This window comes from Rhizobium tibeticum (assembly GCF_900110205.1).
In the GTDB taxonomy this organism is placed as follows: domain Bacteria; phylum Pseudomonadota; class Alphaproteobacteria; order Rhizobiales; family Rhizobiaceae; genus Rhizobium; species Rhizobium tibeticum.
Genome location: NZ_FOCV01000023.1, coordinates 77,316 through 92,663 on the forward strand (window position 1 = coordinate 77,316; position 15,348 = coordinate 92,663).

16 protein-coding genes are annotated in these 15,348 nt (G+C 59.7%); 3 read left to right on the top strand and 13 right to left on the bottom strand.

The window, feature by feature from the left end:
• The first annotated feature begins 244 nt into the window (after positions 1 to 244).
• Entirely contained in the window at positions 245 to 598 is a 354-nt protein-coding gene (locus BSG20_RS23175) for a hypothetical protein (protein WP_143147517.1), read from the top strand.
• A gap of 712 nt (positions 599 to 1,310) precedes the next feature.
• On the opposite strand, the gene BSG20_RS23180 is transcribed toward BSG20_RS23175, so the two are convergent.
• The 10 genes from BSG20_RS23180 to BSG20_RS23235 form a co-directional block, all read right to left on the bottom strand.
• On the bottom strand, positions 1,311 to 1,556 hold the full coding sequence (locus BSG20_RS23180) for a hypothetical protein (protein ID WP_072378733.1): 246 nt from the start codon (positions 1,554 to 1,556) through the stop codon (positions 1,311 to 1,313).
• A gap of 824 nt (positions 1,557 to 2,380) precedes the next feature.
• Positions 2,381 to 2,935: a dihydroxyacetone kinase subunit L gene (locus tag BSG20_RS23195; RefSeq protein WP_167371590.1), complete on the bottom strand. Its 555-nt coding sequence runs from the start codon at positions 2,933 to 2,935 to the stop codon at positions 2,381 to 2,383.
• Between the two features lie 62 nt (positions 2,936 to 2,997).
• Complete coding sequence (locus tag BSG20_RS23200) at positions 2,998 to 3,993, bottom strand: dihydroxyacetone kinase subunit DhaK (RefSeq protein ID WP_072378730.1); 996 nt, start codon at positions 3,991 to 3,993, stop codon at positions 2,998 to 3,000.
• Between the two features lie 18 nt (positions 3,994 to 4,011).
• Positions 4,012 to 4,728 (bottom strand): amino acid ABC transporter permease, encoded by a 717-nt coding sequence (locus BSG20_RS23205; protein WP_072378729.1) that lies wholly within the window; start codon positions 4,726 to 4,728, stop codon positions 4,012 to 4,014.
• A 1-nt stretch (position 4,729) separates the two neighbouring features.
• The gene (locus BSG20_RS23210) at positions 4,730 to 5,377 is read right to left on the bottom strand and encodes an amino acid ABC transporter permease (RefSeq protein ID WP_072378728.1); all 648 of its coding nucleotides are present in this window, start codon (positions 5,375 to 5,377) and stop codon (positions 4,730 to 4,732) included.
• Positions 5,374 to 6,150 (bottom strand): amino acid ABC transporter ATP-binding protein, encoded by a 777-nt coding sequence (locus BSG20_RS23215; RefSeq protein WP_072378884.1) that lies wholly within the window; start codon positions 6,148 to 6,150, stop codon positions 5,374 to 5,376. The genes BSG20_RS23210 and BSG20_RS23215 overlap by 4 nt, the downstream gene beginning before the upstream one ends.
• Before the next feature lie 54 nt (positions 6,151 to 6,204).
• Positions 6,205 to 7,092 (bottom strand): substrate-binding periplasmic protein, encoded by an 888-nt coding sequence (locus tag BSG20_RS23220; protein WP_072378727.1) that lies wholly within the window; start codon positions 7,090 to 7,092, stop codon positions 6,205 to 6,207.
• A 33-nt stretch (positions 7,093 to 7,125) separates the two neighbouring features.
• Positions 7,126 to 8,280 carry an NAD(P)/FAD-dependent oxidoreductase gene (locus BSG20_RS23225; RefSeq protein ID WP_072378726.1) on the bottom strand — a complete coding sequence of 385 codons (1,155 nt, stop codon included), beginning with the start codon at positions 8,278 to 8,280 and terminating at the stop codon, positions 7,126 to 7,128.
• Complete coding sequence (locus tag BSG20_RS23230) at positions 8,267 to 9,652, bottom strand: FAD/NAD(P)-dependent oxidoreductase (protein ID WP_072378725.1); 1,386 nt, start codon at positions 9,650 to 9,652, stop codon at positions 8,267 to 8,269. The genes BSG20_RS23225 and BSG20_RS23230 overlap by 14 nt, the downstream gene beginning before the upstream one ends.
• Positions 9,649 to 9,963, bottom strand: coding sequence for a (2Fe-2S)-binding protein (locus tag BSG20_RS23235; protein ID WP_072378723.1), 315 nt, complete (start codon positions 9,961 to 9,963; stop codon positions 9,649 to 9,651). The genes BSG20_RS23230 and BSG20_RS23235 overlap by 4 nt, the downstream gene beginning before the upstream one ends.
• 143 nt (positions 9,964 to 10,106) lie before the next feature.
• On the opposite strand from BSG20_RS23235, the gene BSG20_RS23240 reads away from it, so the two are divergent.
• On the top strand, positions 10,107 to 11,438 hold the full coding sequence (locus BSG20_RS23240; protein WP_093041390.1) for an MmgE/PrpD family protein: 1,332 nt from the start codon (positions 10,107 to 10,109) through the stop codon (positions 11,436 to 11,438).
• A 63-nt stretch (positions 11,439 to 11,501) separates the two neighbouring features.
• On the top strand, positions 11,502 to 12,332 hold the full coding sequence (locus BSG20_RS23245; RefSeq protein WP_072378721.1) for an IclR family transcriptional regulator: 831 nt from the start codon (positions 11,502 to 11,504) through the stop codon (positions 12,330 to 12,332).
• Between the two features lie 49 nt (positions 12,333 to 12,381).
• Here BSG20_RS23245 and BSG20_RS23250 read toward each other — a convergent pair whose 3' ends face one another.
• Genes BSG20_RS23250 through alr form a run of 3 tightly spaced genes read right to left on the bottom strand, consistent with a single transcriptional unit; the run spans position 12,382 to position 15,211 of the window.
• Positions 12,382 to 13,251 (bottom strand): TIGR01459 family HAD-type hydrolase, encoded by an 870-nt coding sequence (locus BSG20_RS23250; RefSeq protein ID WP_072378719.1) that lies wholly within the window; start codon positions 13,249 to 13,251, stop codon positions 12,382 to 12,384.
• Positions 13,248 to 14,126, bottom strand: a complete 879-nt coding sequence (locus tag BSG20_RS23255) for a DMT family transporter (RefSeq protein ID WP_072378716.1) — start codon at positions 14,124 to 14,126, stop codon at positions 13,248 to 13,250. Before BSG20_RS23255 ends, BSG20_RS23250 begins: the two co-directional genes overlap by 4 nt.
• Positions 14,123 to 15,211, bottom strand: coding sequence for an alanine racemase (gene alr, locus BSG20_RS23260; protein WP_083539972.1), 1,089 nt, complete (start codon positions 15,209 to 15,211; stop codon positions 14,123 to 14,125). Before alr ends, BSG20_RS23255 begins: the two co-directional genes overlap by 4 nt.
• Positions 15,212 to 15,348 lie beyond the last annotated feature (137 nt).

Sequence of the window (15,348 nt, forward strand, 5' to 3'; positions counted from 1 at the left end):
CCAGACGATGGCAAAGCGGAGCCAACCCTGATCCGTGTCGCCAGATATTTCATCAGGGCGGCACGGTGCTAAAATTGAAAGGCTCCGCGACGCGCCGGACACGCTACAAAACGACCGAACGGCTTGACTTGGCGGCGACCAAGGTTCAGCCGCCTCTCCACACGGCAACTGGCTGAAAACTCAAGCCGCCCACCTTACCCAAGTCCCTCCCGCACTTTGCGGAACGCCGACGTATCGCTGATGGATGGCGGCACGATTCGAGAGAAAACAGGGAGTGAACATGCCCAGGGACAATATCGCCAATCCGGCCTCTTCCGCCAAACGGATGCTTCTCAACGCCAATGAGAAGCGCCCCGCGGCAAGCCCCTCGGCCCAGGAACTGGTCACGCAGACTTCCGCCGCGCGCGCCGCACTGGAAGCTAAAACGCTCGATGCTGCGGGCGGCGATGAACAATCGCCAGCGCTAGCGCCTGACTGCATCGAAGGAGAGAAAAATGCCGCGCCAGGGTGCGAGCTCCCGACCATGGAAGAGCTCGAGGTGGCGCGGGACAACCTTAGCAAAAAGATCGCCGCCGAAGGAGCCGACAGAAAAGACTGAGATCGGCCGCAAATTCGCCTCGGCGAGAGCGCATGCGGGAACCGGAACGGCAGGCGCAGCGCTATACTTTGGTTGGCGCCTGGATCAGATCCTGATGGAAACGATGGTTGCCCAGATCCTCCGTCAGCGCCCCACCAGCCTTTCCGCCCCTCCGGCGGGCTCCCCCGCATCAGCGACCTATCATCAGAATCTTCGGCGCAGAAATCATCCTGCCGACCTGCGGTCACTTACCGGCCTACGCGAATCTTCATGTGGCTCTGGTCCTTAGGCATGAGCAATCATCAAGATGGTGAACGCACGAATATGGGGAGCCGTTCCGCTCACCGGTGTTTGCACGTTGATGCTGTCGAAATCGACTTGCCGCCAACGGGTCCTGTCAAGTCAACGGCTTCGGTGGCATCATAGGTGAAGGGAAAGCTGAGGGCCGTGCGTGTCTATCTCAACGAGGGGAATTTGCGCTGATGATCAAGGCGGATCCCCAATTCAACGCGCAGCTCGGACGACGAACGGCGGTGTCGATCAACGCGATGCAGGTCCAAAAACGCGTGAATTAAGCGACGCGACCCGGTTGCGGAATGAGATCCAGACTGCATCTCAAAAGTGTCTGATCGAAACTGTCGCAAGGGCACGTCAGCCGAAGCTAACCGTAAGCCAACCGCCTCTCAGCATTCAGCTCCTGAGGTTTCACAGCGACCGCAGCCACGGCTTCTGGTCATTCGCCCCGGCGCCCCAGCGGATAGCCGGGATCGTCATAAAGCATGCGGATCTGCCTATCGTCGAAACGCGCCTCGTCCACTTCCAGCACAGACCCGCGCAGCTGCCGTTCTGACATTTCCTCGATGGCGAAGCGTACAGCTTCTGCCGCGGTTTCAAACCGCCTGTAACGGGGGGCACTGACGCCACGGAGTTTCGTGCCAGCGTAAAGTCCGGCTTCGGTCATGTAGTTGAATTCAACCATTTTCATGATCCTTATGCGCTCGCAATACAATCGAATGCGCGGATATGAGGAGGATCAAGGTACCACAGGCAAAGAAGTGTGTCCCTATTGTCTTGACGGGGCCTGTGGCTTCATGCGTCTGAGAACGCCTCCGGTCGTGACATTGCCGATCAGCAGGTTTGAAACCGTTCTGCGCGGACACCGAGCGCAGGGAGCCGCAGCCGAGACGGATCTGAAACCGAAGAGCGTAAACGATTTTACAGACGCTGTTCTTCGCCCCTACGAAAAGGAGACCCTCTTGCAAGAAGGTGCCCGCGATTTTGCAGACCGGATACATGAGATGGTAACAATTAACGCTCGGCAGCGAGAACATTGTGGTCGCGGTGTCGTGGATCACCCGCAACATAGGCTATCAAGGCAGAATATAGCATTAAACATCCCAAGACCGAGCAGTTGGCCCGCACCCCTTGCCGAGCGCACGGGAGAGACCATTGCGATCGCCACCAGCCGCGCACTGGAAGAACGACTGCGTCGCTGGGTACCGAGGCTCGCAGGGCCGCCTTGCTGGAGGGTATGGCCGCCAGCCGCCGACGCGGAGTGCCTTGCCCATCCTGGATGACCGCTCCGCTGATGAGATCATCGGCTAAGACGAGAACGGGCTGCCGAACTAATCCACCTCGATACTTCCGCCATCGTCGCCGTCGAGCGGGATTATGCTGACCAAGCGCGGCGCCTCGCCGGTTCGTCCTTTCACGTCCGATAACGGTGTCGTTTTCCAGTGAGACACAAAACGATTTCGACTTCGGCGGAAATTTCGTTCAACTGATAGGCCTCTCAGGAGGAGTTCACGGTTCCCAGTATGGTGACGCAATGGCTCGCACTATGCCTGCCAGGGCAACCATGCCCGGATCATCGTGCTTCGTGCTTTGCTCCGACCACATGCGGGCGCGGCCGACCCTGCAGGGCTTTCCTTTGAACTCCCAGATTGCGTGTTTGGCCGCTTCATCTGCGGCCCGCGCAATCTCGTCCTGCGTGGTCGGCCCTTCGATAGCCGTCGCTACAGCATGCAAACCGTCGATGATTGTCTTGTCATCCAGCCGCGAACGACCGAGCGCCAGCATCTCGTCCCGGGCTGTTTTCAGCAACGCCGACAGTTCGACGAGCGGGAGTTCTGAACGACTTCCGCAATATCTGCTCATCGAAAACAACGCCGCGCTAATAAGGGTTCCAAGACTTGAACCGGTGCTCTCCGCCGCAGCCAATGCCATAGCTGCAAATGTGTCTCCAAAGTTCTCCTTATCCAAGTCCGCAGCTTCGATCGTCGATAGTAAGCGTGCGAGCATCGTGCCAGTGTCACCATCACCCAGGCGACTGTCGGCTGCGTTAAGCTCGGCTTCCATCCTTCGTGCCGCGATCGCACTACGGTTTGCGGCGATGATTATGTCTTGGCAGGTTAGAGATATCATTGAATGCTCCAGAATGGTGAGCAGGTGGGCGCCGAAAACAGAGGTTCGATCTCATCGTCGATGAAGCAGACGCTGATCGACATGCCGGCCATCTCCATCGATGTGGCGAAAGACCCGACGAACGATCGCACAATCGAGATGTCGTTTGTTGTTAGCACCTCGTGAGCACGTCGATAGGCGATAAAGAGCTCGTCTACTGGCGTGGCACCGAGATTGTTGACCATCAAGACGACTTTGTTGCCATCGCTTTCTGGCAAGCGGTCTTCCAGAATCCTCTCAACCATCTCCCCTACCAACGCATCGACTGGCGCCATTGGTCTTCGCCAAATTCCTGGTTCACCGTGGATGCCGATCCCCAATTCGACATCACCGTCGCTGATATCGACAAGCGGTTCATCTGCGGATGGCAGCCTGCATCCGGCCCACGCAAGGCCTATCGAATGTGTCCGCTCGATGGTCTTTTGTGCGATCCGTGTAACCTCCTCCAGCGGGGCTCCGCCTTCCGCAGCAGCGCCTGCGGTCTTGAAGGCAAGGGTAATTCCGGCCACGCCACGGCGCTTGTGGCGCTCATGCGGTCCCGCGCTCGCGATATCGTCAATCCCAAGGACAGTGCGCACCTGCTCCACCCGGGTCATCTTCGATGCCATGTCGAAGTTCATCCGGTCGCCACCATAATTGCCGTATAGAAGCAGAACGCCGGCCCCTGCATCCGCCATATCGATAGCGTCGAGGCATGATTGCAACGTCGGTCCCTCAAAGACGTTGCCAACCGCGCAGGCATCCAGCAGCCCCGGACCGACGTAGCCGCAGAACAAGGGTAGATGGCCAGAGCCGCCGCCCGTTACGATTCCAACCTTACCCTTCCTGACGCCAGCACGGCGAACGATAGTGCGGCCAGTCTTGCCCGCCCGAACGAGGTCGGGATAGGCAAATGTCAAACCCGAAAGGCTGTCATCGACGTAGGTCGAAGGGCTATTCATCAACTTCTTCAACAGAGTCTCCTTAGGTGCTCAGATGGGCTGCGCCAACAGTTCGCTTGGCCCAGCAATGTGCCTTGATGACTTCACACCGTGTGCAAGCCGGCGTTCGACGAACCTGACGGCAAGCGAGGCCGGCCATGCCATTGCGAAATACAGACCCGCCGTCAGCGCAAACACGTGTAGCGGCAGAAAACTCTCCGACATGATCGCTCGCGAGGTCAGCGTCAGCTCGGGCACCGCAATCAGCGCGCAGATCGAACTGTCTTTCAGCAGCGAGATAAGGTTGACCAGCAAGGGCGCGAGCATATGCCGGATCGCTTGGGGCAGCAGGATAAGACGGAACGTCTGGGCGGGCGTCAGGCCGGCGGCGAGCGCCGCCTCACGCTGCCCTGGTGGGATCGCGTTCAAACCCGCTCTGAAGACCTCGGACAGATATGCGCCGTAGACGAGTGCCAGTCCGAGAGATCCTGCAGCAAAGGCCGACAGGACAATACCTGTACCTGGCAAGCCGAAGTAGATCAGATAAAGAATGACGAGGATAGGAACGCCGCGTGCCGCGATGACATAGGTTCCAGCGGCAGCCCGAACGACAGCAGAATGGCGCGACCGGAGATATTGGAGGACCAGCCCGAGTGCAAGGGCGAGACCGAATCCAGCACATGTCAGCGCAAGACTCACCCCCAAAGCGTCGATTAGTCTTGGGCCCCAATCTACGAGATTGGCAAGGATTGTCTGAAGGAAACCCATATCAATACTCCATCCGACGCTCAACCAGGATGAAGGCCTGGCCAACAACGAAGGTTAGTGCGAGATAGAGAACTGCTGCGGCGCCATAGACCCAAGCGGTCGCGAAGGTCTCGTTTACGATCTGGCGTGCATTGAACATCACTTCGGGTGCGGCGATCGCGGCAACAAGAGATGTGTCCTTCACGAGACCGATGGCGTAATTGCCAAGCGGCGGCAGTGCGAGGCGCAAGCCTTGGGGCAGAATCACCAGGCGGAAGGCATCCAGGGGTCTCAGGCCGATTGCCGCGGCAGCTTCGTTCTGTCCTTTCGGAACCGACCGGAAGCCAGCCTTAAATATGTCAATGACGACGGCGCCGCCGATCAGCCCAAGGCCTATGACAGCGACGGTCATCGATGACAGGCGCACGCCGACCGCCGCCAGTCCAAAATAGAGGAGGAATAGGAACGTCAGGCCAGGCACATTTCTCAGTGCCTCGACATAGAATCGAATGAGGAAGCATATCGCACGATTGACAGTGAGGTGCTCGATCGTCGCAAGCGTCAAACCGATCAGGAGCGCCACGGCAAGCGCACCAACGCTGACTTCGACCGTGACGATTGCTCCGATGAGCAGCGCGTCCATTATTCGGTACAGCAACACCTCGTTCATGAGGACGCTCCCCGCGTGGACAGACTGGACAGAAATTGCCTGAGCCTGGGCTCCTGAGGCCGATCGAGAATCCGGCGGGCCGGACCCTCTTCGACGATGCGACCACCGTCCATAAACAGGATCCGGTCGGCGACCTCGCGTGCAAAGGCGATCTCATGGGTGACGAGCACCATCGATCGCCCTTCGCTGGCGAGTTCCTTAATGACATTCAACACCTCCCCGACAAGTTCGGGGTCAAGTGCTGAGGTAGGTTCGTCGAAAAGCAGAAGCTTTGGACGTTGCGCGAGTGCGCGGGCAATCGCGACTCTTTGTTGTTGCCCGCCAGAGAGCCGCGAGGGCATTTCGCCTGCCTTGTGGCCGAGATGAACCTTGGCGAGCAGTTCCTCAGCAAGCTCTGTTGCCGCGGCAGCCGGAAGGCCGCGCACTTTTCTGGGTTGAAGAGCAACGTTCGCCCTGACATTCAGATGCGGCCAGAGGTGGAAGTGTTGAAACACCATGCCTATGTCAGCGCGCTGCGGTGCCAGTTGCGCATCGGTCATCCGCCGGCCATTGGGTTGTTGACCGATCAGTCGACCGTCGATCCGGATCTCGCCACTCGTCGGAGGATCGAGAAAGTTGATTGCCCTGAGACAAGTTGATTTCCCGGATCCGCTAGGACCGATCAGGGCTATGCGCTCTCCGCGCCGAAGGGAGAACGAAACATTTTTGAGTACAGCCAACTGGCCATAGGATTTGTTGAGCTTGTCGACCGTCAAGAGTATGTCGCCAGGCATGGGTGCCTCCACGGGAAAGAAGGGTGCGACCGGCGCGCCGGTCGCAGGGACCAATTATTGTCCGCACACGGGCGGTTTCCAGTCGGCTGGTCGATCGACACCAGCGCGGAAGTTTTGCGCCGACGGCGTGTAATTCGCCTTGCTAACGTTGCCGTATCTGCTGCCAATGGCCTTGACCTCGCAGGCGGTCCAGAGCTTGCGGATCTCTGCACTGATTGCGTCGGCAAGTGTCTTGTTTTCCTTGGAGAGGCCGAAAACGTACTGGCGTCCGACGCCGGTCAGCAGGGGGAAATCCGACTTGTTGTCGGTGAAAGGTAGATTGGCGAGGCCCCAGGCGGGGTTCTTCGAAAGCGCATAATCGATGACGGGTGGATCGCCGACGAGGGCCTGAATGCGCCCCGCAACAAGATCGCGCAATGCGGCATCCGAGCTGTCATAAAGCGACAGTTCAAGACCGGGGATGCGCCGCAACTCCGGCAGAAACGAAAAGCCGGTCATTGAACCGACCGTCTTGCCTTCGAGGTTTGCGAGCGTATGCCAGTTGTTCTCCGTCTTCGACGTGATGCCGTTCTGGAAGTAACCGGTGGGGTCGGTGAGCGAGAGCGTGTTCGCCCGCTGCTCGGTCCAGGCGACGTTGCCGCCAATGATATCGACGCGGCCAGTTTGGACAGCGGCAATTGCCCCCGACCATTCCATCGGGACGGGCTTGACGGTAAGGCCAAGGCGATCGGCGGCGATTTGCAGTATCTCACCGTCATATCCCACGAGCTTGCCATCGCGGGCAACAAGTCCCGGCATGTCGCCGGTTATCGCGACCGACAGCATCCTTGGTTCGACAAGCTTGTAGGCAGCATTATCCGTCGCACTCGCCGGTGGGGCGCTGAGCGCCACCAGGAGTGCCAAAGCGCCAGCAGTCATTCCGGTCATCGTTAAAGTCTGCATGATCGTTGTTCCCTTTCCTTGTTTTGAGGTCGATCAGGTTTGACCGGCAGCAGCACGTGCTGCCGGATTGGTTGGCCGCCTGATGAAGCGGCTCATGGAGAGGCCTTCGAGTGAGGTTGGAGAACCGCCTTCGAGACACAGCTCCGCGAGTACTGCGCCGACCGCTGGCCCCAGCTGGAAACCGTGCCCGGAGAATCCGAAAGCGTGAAAGAGGTTGGATGTGGTCGGGCTTGATCCCACCACTGGCAGTCCGTCAGACATACGCCCCTCAATCCCAGTCCAACTGCGAACCAACAGGACGTTGGCGAGGGCTGGAACCATCTCGATCGCTGCCTTTGCCGCTTCCATCGTGACATCAGCAAGCGGTCGGGCGCGCAGAGCGTCACGATCGGCGACACCGAGTCCTGAACCGAAGATTACGCTACCGTGTCCTCTCGCCTGCCTGATATACATGCCGCCGCCGCAGATACCGAGGTTCGGGCCGACTAGCGGTGCTATCGGTTCGGTGACACACATGTTTGGCGCCATCACATCTTCGCGCACGTTGTCTCCGAACCATTCTGCGACGCGCGCCCCCCATGCGCCTGCGGTGTTGACCAGCCGGCGCGCATGAACGGGCGTGGCGTCGCCAGCAACGATGAGTTCAAAACCCGTGTGCGAGACCGCAGCGCGTTCGATCGTGCATCCCTCACGGATCACGGCGCCAAAACACTTTGCGGTGCGCGCGAAAGCGGGCGCGACAAGCCGGGGATTGGCCTGACCGTCTTCGGCACAAAGCGAGCCGCCGACAAATCCGTCGCCGAGATAGGGGTAGCGGTGGCGCAAGTCCGCACGTTCGAGAACATCGAGCGTCAGGCCATGCTGGCGGGCGATCTCTTGATGGGCAACCAACTCAGCCATGTCAGTGTCGCTGCGCGCAAGCTTCAGATGGCCTGTGACAGCAAACTCGCAGTCGCTTCCGACAAGTTCGGCGAGCCTTCCCCAAATTTTCCGGCTACGTTGGGCCAGCGGCAATTCAGCGGGGTGACGACCTTGCTGGCGTACGCCGCCGTAATTGACGCCGCTGGCCTGCGCGCCGCAGCGCCCCCGTTCGAGCAGAACGACGGAGGCTCCCTTCCGACGAGCGTGTAGCGCGGCCGAACAGCCGGCAAGTCCGCCACCGATGATGGCCACATCAAAGACCGTCATGGGCGCCTCCCGCGAGGGTTGAAAGCATGAGCGGTTTAATCGGCGCCTGTCCACGCAAGCGGCCGACCTCACTGATATGGACGGATCCTTTGGCGGCTATCAGTTCGGCAGCGGCCAGGCCACAGATGCGCCCTTGGCAACGACCCATGCCGAGACGCGTGAACGCCTTGATGCGATTGATGTCGCACTCTGCCGATGCCGCGACGGCATCGCGTAAAGTGTGAGCTGTCAAACCCTCGCAACGGCAGATTACGGTCTCGTTTGGAAGATCGGCCGCCAGCTGCCGGGGAAACGGGAAGACTACGTTGAGAGACCGTCGAAAACGATCCATTCGCTCGATACCGCGGCGCAATCGCGCGGCGCGCGACGCATCCGCCCGTCCGGCATCTGCCAAAATTGCCATAGCTGCAAGCTCACCTGTCATGGCCGCGACTTCGCTGCCACGGATCGCTAGCCCGTCGCCGGCGAGATAAATGCCCTCAACGGAACTGCGCCCGTCCCCGTCTGTCACAGGAAGCCACTGACGGTGCTGTTCGTCGAAGCGAAAATCGACCCCGAGCAGATCGGCAAGCTGCGTTTCCGCCGTCAGCCCAAAGCCAATGGCGAGCGCGTCGCAGGACAAGGTGGTCTCAGTCTTTGACTGACGATAGAGCAAGCCGGCGACACGACCGTCTGAGGCTTTGAGGACCTCGAGTGGTTCGACGCCTGTTTTGATGGGAACGCCGTGTGTGCGAAGCCAGGCCATGTAATACAGGCCTTTGGCAAACATCCGTCCGCCGGCCATCAATCCTGGAAGAGCGGATACGTGTCGCAACGGCCTGCCGGATTCGAGGACGGCCACGACCCGCGCCCCGGCTCGCGCGTACTGGTATGCCACTAGGTAAAGGAGCGGCCCGCTGCCCATAAAGATGACGTCGTGGCCTATTGTCGAGGCTTGAGCCTTCAGGGCGATCTGCGCCCCACCCAGCGTGAAGACTCCTGGCGCCGTCCACCCCTTGATCGGCACGATTCGATCCATTGCGCCGGTCGCAACAATCAGTCGTCCCCATGGCTGTCGCATCACCTCGTTTCTGCGGGCCAGGTGAAGAACCCGAGGCTCGACACCCCAGATCAAGGTTTCGGCATGATAGGCAATCGAAGGTAAAATTGCTGCGAACTGGTCGCGCATCCTGCATGCGCGACCAGCATCGAATCCGTAGAGATCCCGGTCGCTTCGCCGCAGCGGAGCCGGCGGACTGCGGAAAATCTGGCCCCCCGGAAACATTCCTTCGTCGATCAGAACAGGCTTGTGGCCGGCCGCTACGAGCGTGCGGGCAGCGCTTACACCTGCCGGGCCGGCACCGACGATGACGATAGGATCCCCGCCGCTCATGCCCTTTCCTCCGGCGCGACGGTTGATAGCGACATGCCCGCTTCGACGAGGCTGGTGCAGGCGCGGATACGTTCGCCCGAGGTCTTCCACAGCCAGCAATCTTGGCAGGCTCCCATGAAACAGAAGCCAGCCCTGCGTTCGTGGTGGAACTCAAAGTTGCGGACGTGCCCGAGCTCGGTGTTGAGCGCAATAAGTACCGTTTCGCCGGCGCGCGCCACGACGGATTGGCCATCGACAGTGAGTTCGATGACGGGCGAAGCAATTGCGCCCAGCCTCTTGAAGCTTGTTTCTCGGCATTTTCGCAAGGTCATGCCTCTTCCTCCCATTGTCAGTTCGACCCTAGTAATCCATAATATGGATGTCAATTAGGAATCAAATCCACAATAGTCCATCTCTAGCCACAGCTGTTCGAAAGTTTGAAACCACCTGAGGTAGTATCGAAAGGAAGTCTGCCTTGCCGAACGCAATATCCGAGCTCGCCGCCTTTTGCGGCTCAATTGAAACCGTAGGCGAAACGACCTTAAAGGCCGCCCGCAGAACGGTTCTTGACACGATCGGGGCCGCTGCCAGCGGTGCGACAACGCCCGGAGGTCGCGCCTCCTTTAAAGCTGCGAGCGCCATCTGGGGCGCCGGGGCGTCATCGATCTGGTTCTCCAGGGCGCTACTCACGCCAGCCGGTGCCACCTTCGTCAACGCCACGTATGGGGCGAGCCTCGACCTTGACGACGGTCACCGTGCCGCTGCCGGACATCCGGCCGCTGCCATCGTTCCAGCAGTGCTAGCCATTGTCGGCTGCCACGCTGTTTCGGGTCGCCGGTTGCTGACGGCCATTGCCATCGGATATGAGATTGCGGTTCGTGCCGCGGCCTCCCGTGGCATCAATAGCCTGCGCACCACCGACACGGGGCTCTGGTGCGGTTATGGCGCGGCTGCCGCCGCCGGCTGGCTCATGGCGTTTCCTCTTCCGGTGATTGCGCATGCGATGGCGATCGCTGGTCAGACTGCGACTGGTCAGTTTGCCACGGGCTGGACGCGTGTCGGCCACACGGTAAAGGAAGGAATTCCCTGGGCGGCAGCAAACGGTATTCAGGCAGCATATCTCGCTGCCGCCGGCCATAGGGGCCCGCTCGATCTGCTTGACGAGGAACCTGTCTACAACAGGACGCGGCTGCTTGCGGGGCTCGGAGACGCATGGGCTATCGAACAGGCCTATTTCAAGCGCTATAGCTGCTGCCGCTGGGCGCATGCGGCGATCGAGGCAGCGGTGCTTCTACAGGACGACCGCAAGCTATCCGCCCGCGCAATCGAGGGGATCGTCGTTGAAATCTTCGACAGAGCGCTCACCCTGCCGAACCAGGTTATACCCGCCTCGAACGAGGCTGCGCAGTACAGCATTCCCTTCTGCATCGCCGTGGCGCTTCTACACGGGCAGACCGCGCTGTTGCCGCTCGAGGATCGCCACCTCGCAGACCCCGATGTCATAGCACTCGCTTCGCGGGTACGGCTGGAAGCCAGCCCACGATATGTCGGCGCTTTTCCAGCAACGACCCCTGCGAGGGTTACCATCTCGGCAGGCGGCGAGATTTTTTCGCTTGAGGTCACCTACCCCAAGGGAGAGCCCGGCAATCCGATTAGTGATGCAGAGCTTGGGGAGAAGTTCGCCACGCTGACATCACGGCTGCCCATGTCTTCGCTCCAGGCGCGCTCCATTTCCGATGCGGTCAGCGCACTCATGGACGGGACGGTAACGACTTCGCTCCTCGACGCCCTTTGCAACGCCTCATAGTCATTCTACAAAGCTGCCATTTGATATACGAATCCGCCAAACCGGCAGACGGATGAGGTTGAAATGGCAAGGGACGAGGTCGCGGTAACGGGAACACAGCTGCTCGACAGAGCGGTCGCGATCTTGAAATTCCTCGGCGATATCGGACAGAACGGCGCGACGATGGCGATGATTGGCGATGCGCTTGGCCTGAAGCAGCCGACCGCGCATCGCATCATTACTGCGCTGGAGCGCCACGGTCTGGTCGATCGCGAACGCGAAACGAAGCGCTATCGCCTGGGGCTCGCGCTTTTTGCCATGGGCGCTGCCGCTGCCGATGGGACGGGATTGCGCGTGCTCGCTCGCCCTGCCCTGATGCGGCTTTCGGCGGCGACCGGAGATTCCGTATTTCTGATGGCGCGGGCTGGCTTCAACACGGTCTGCGTCGATCGTCAGCAGGGCTCTTACATCATTGACAGCTTGACCGGTCATATCGGGGGACAGATTCCGATGGGCGTCGGCCCTGCAAGCCAGGCGATCCTCGCCTTCCTGCCGTCAGCGGAGGCCGCAGTGATCGTTGCGACCAATGCGCCTCATTATAAACAGTACGCACCGCTGACCGAACGAAAGGTCAAGGACGCTTTGGCGGCTGTCAGACAGAACGGCTACGCTGTCGATCACGGAGAACTTGTGGCAGGCATATCGGCGATCGCCGTGCCTATCCTGCCACCCGGTCGTGACGCTGTGGCGGCAATCGCCATCAACCTGACAAGCGCCCGTTTGACGGAGGAGCGGCTCCCAACCCTGGTCAACATGCTGCAGAGTGAAGTCCGCCAGATCGAGGCAAGCCTTAATCCGCTTGACGAGCCACGTTTGGGATCGGCTGCCGCCGCCATGGTTTCGCCGCGGAGATGATAGACCCCTGTCTGCATTCATCACGGGCGCGCTGACGTCACGATTGAACTCACCTCCCCCACGTAAAGGCCGGCATAACGAAATCAGGCAGCCGCTCGTGGTCGGAGCACAGGCGAGCAAGCCTACCCCAGAGCACGTCGCCAGTCTTGGGATTGACGAGTTGGTCATGATGGATTCCGGTCAGCACCAGGGCCGCATCTATTCCGGCTCTGCGCGCTCCAACAATGTCGGTTTCAAGCCCGTCGCCAATCGCCAGAACATGGTCTCGGGCAAGCCCAAGGACTGCGAGGGCCCGGTCGTAAGCCGGTAGGCGCGGCTTTCCGTAATAGAGAACGGCTCCCCCAAGACGCTCGTAGTGCGCGGCGATCGTACCTGCGCAATCGATGCGCGTCGTGCCGATCATGACAGCGTGGTCGGGATTGGCGCAGACCATGACAAGTCCTCTCGCCTGCGCGTTCCCAAGGACCCGCTCAGCGTCCTCAAGCGCCTTGTTCCCACTTACTCCGGTACACAACAGGAAGTCGGCCTGATCAACCCCTTCTGCGCGTTCTCGCCCGGATCCATCAAAAAGGCCGGACAATTCAGATGGGCCGATATGGAAAAAGCGGCGTCCAAGATTTCGGTTAGCGTCGTTCGACAAAGCCTCGAAGGCAAGTTCACCGGACGTGACCAGGCCGCCGTATAGGTCTGGTGTGAAACCCATTTGAGCGAGACGGGCGGCAACGTCCTCGCGCCGCCGAGGCGAGTTGGACAGGAGACACGCAGCAATCTCACCTCTATGAAGCATGCGTAGAGCGTCGATGGCCCCGTCAAGAGGATTGAGGCCGTCATGCACCGTACCGAAAAGGTCGAGAATGATGCCCCGGTAACGCGAAGCGATATCCCGAAGGTTTGTAAGGACCCATGGCCGGCCAGTCATGGCGGACACCTCCGTTGGCGATCTGCATCTCGCCGCCATCGCGTCAGAATGTGACCGATGGCGGTCGTAACGATGATCGCGCCGCCGAACACGCTTGGTAGTCCCGGCCGTTGGTCGAACGTTAGCCAGACCCATAGCGGCGAAAGAGGGACTTCGACGAGTGAGAACAGCGCTACCTCGGCGCTGGGCAGCAATTGTGCTCCCTTGCTGTAAAGCACCAGGCCGAGCACCATCTGGATGAGCGAAAAGCAAGCGAGAAGGAGTGCATCGTCAAGATCAATGCTTATGCTGGGTGCGAAACAGAGCGCAACAATTGCGGCAATCACATTGGATACCGCGATAATCCAAAGAACTGATCGGCCCCGGTCAGCGCGCAACGCCACCGTCATGAACGCGATCGATATTGTCATTAGAAGCGCCAGCAGGTTGCCCAACTGACTGGAGCTTCCGCCCGGAGAACCGGTGAAGATAACTGCGGCGCCGACAAGTGCTGCGCCTGAAAAGAAGACTGTCGGGCGCGCCGGTCTCTCACGAAGCGTGAGGGCAGACGCGATGGCGGCGAGGACGGGAAGCGATGCATGGATCATCGCAACATTGGCAACCGATGTCAGTTGCAATGCGGGGATGAAGGTGACCATTCCGAATGCCGAGCAGCCGGTAGCGACAAACCACGATCGTCTCAACAGGCGTGGATGAAATCCGGCGTCACCGCGCATCAAGGCCGCACCGCCGACCGCGATCGCGCCAAAGAAGCTGCGCCAGAAGAGAATTGTCCAGACGTCGAGTGTCACGAGGAGACCCATAAACAATCCAGCGGTGCTCCAAAGCATGGCTGCCCCGAGGATGTAGAACGTTCCCAGGTGCTGAACCTTCATGCGCTTGCTCCGATGGACGGTTCCTGGCTGAGGAGCGCGTAGTGACGGGGACAACTTGATCCGAGCCGAACCAGTAGCTCTTGTGGGATTGTACGGGCTGCCTTTGCCATGGCTTCGACAGACAAACGAGGGCCCAGAAACTCGACAGCCCGCCCCGGCATGCACAAAGCCAGGGGAACATCGCTGAGATCTATCGCGACATATTCCATGGCGACGCGGCCAACGACAGGAACCATGTATGAGCCGATCGCGGCGGCGATGGCGTTTCCCCCCGACCAAGGCAGGCCGACCGCGTAGCCCAGGGCGACGATACCGATACGCATGGAATGTGCGGCGCGAAAACTCGCGGCATATCCAACCGCCTCGCCACGCTGGACGGTCCTGACATCGGCAAGGCGCGCAAACAGTTGCACAACGGGCAGAAGAGGATTTGGCTCTACGCCTGCATTGTTTAATCCAAAGAGCGCGGACCCTGCTCGAATAAGATCGAAATGGAAGCTCTGATCGAGCCAGACAGCAGCCGAGGCAGCCAGGCTGCGCCTTCGTGGATCGAGCACTTGGCACATTGCTACGAAGCGGTCTCGTTGCAGACGGTTTGTGGGGTCATTGCGGACATCAGCGCATGCGAGGTGGCTGATCACGAGATCAGGCGGGCGTTGCGAGATGTGCACCAGGGCCCGTGCCTCGGTGAATGTAAGGCCGAAGCGTGAAAAGCCGGTATCGACATTGATGACGAATTCAGGAAGTTGACGGGACGCAACGAGCGCGTCTGCCAGAGAATGGCAAACGGGGGTCAAGCGGTGGCTGAGACACGTTTCCAATTCGCTCTCTTTGACCCCTGAGAGGATATAGATATGAGCCAGGTTTGCGAGCGTTCGGCGAACCTGGACCGCCTCGCGAAGGTCAGCGACAAAAATGCTTTTGCAGCCCGCTGCGACGAGGGTTGGAACGATCAGGTCGATTCCCAAGCCATAGGCGTCGTTCTTGACCACAGCAGCGACTTCCGTGTCCGGCCGGACCAGCGATCTTAGACGGTGAAAGTTTGCTCCGATTGCTGACACGTCGATTCGCAGTTCTGCTGGCATGGACGGGATCCGGGGCGTTCGCATGGACGACAACCTAAAGAAACAATAAATTATCGTTGCAATCTAAGGTAAAATGCTCCAGATTGCTATCTAGAAATGTGGTGGCTCAATAATTCGTCTTTTGGTTGCTGTCAAAC

Coding starts and splice junctions, on each gene's coding strand:
- BSG20_RS23235 (WP_072378723.1), bottom strand. CDS start 9,963: ATGACCTTGCGAAAATGCCGAGAAACAAGCTTCAAGAGGCTGGGCGCA.
- BSG20_RS23225 (WP_072378726.1), bottom strand. CDS start 8,280: ATGACGGTCTTTGATGTGGCCATCATCGGTGGCGGACTTGCCGGCTGT.
- BSG20_RS23230 (WP_072378725.1), bottom strand. CDS start 9,652: ATGAGCGGCGGGGATCCTATCGTCATCGTCGGTGCCGGCCCGGCAGGT.
- BSG20_RS23220 (WP_072378727.1), bottom strand. CDS start 7,092: ATGCAGACTTTAACGATGACCGGAATGACTGCTGGCGCTTTGGCACTC.
- BSG20_RS23210 (WP_072378728.1), bottom strand. CDS start 5,377: ATGAACGAGGTGTTGCTGTACCGAATAATGGACGCGCTGCTCATCGGA.
- BSG20_RS23245 (WP_072378721.1), top strand. CDS start 11,502: ATGGCAAGGGACGAGGTCGCGGTAACGGGAACACAGCTGCTCGACAGA.
- alr (WP_083539972.1), bottom strand. CDS start 15,211: ATGCCAGCAGAACTGCGAATCGACGTGTCAGCAATCGGAGCAAACTTT.
- BSG20_RS23175 (WP_143147517.1), top strand. CDS start 245: ATGGCGGCACGATTCGAGAGAAAACAGGGAGTGAACATGCCCAGGGAC.
- BSG20_RS23255 (WP_072378716.1), bottom strand. CDS start 14,126: ATGAAGGTTCAGCACCTGGGAACGTTCTACATCCTCGGGGCAGCCATG.
- BSG20_RS23250 (WP_072378719.1), bottom strand. CDS start 13,251: ATGACTGGCCGGCCATGGGTCCTTACAAACCTTCGGGATATCGCTTCG.
- BSG20_RS23195 (WP_167371590.1), bottom strand. CDS start 2,935: ATGGAAGCCGAGCTTAACGCAGCCGACAGTCGCCTGGGTGATGGTGAC.
- BSG20_RS23215 (WP_072378884.1), bottom strand. CDS start 6,150: ATGCCTGGCGACATACTCTTGACGGTCGACAAGCTCAACAAATCCTAT.
- BSG20_RS23205 (WP_072378729.1), bottom strand. CDS start 4,728: ATGGGTTTCCTTCAGACAATCCTTGCCAATCTCGTAGATTGGGGCCCA.
- BSG20_RS23180 (WP_072378733.1), bottom strand. CDS start 1,556: ATGGTTGAATTCAACTACATGACCGAAGCCGGACTTTACGCTGGCACG.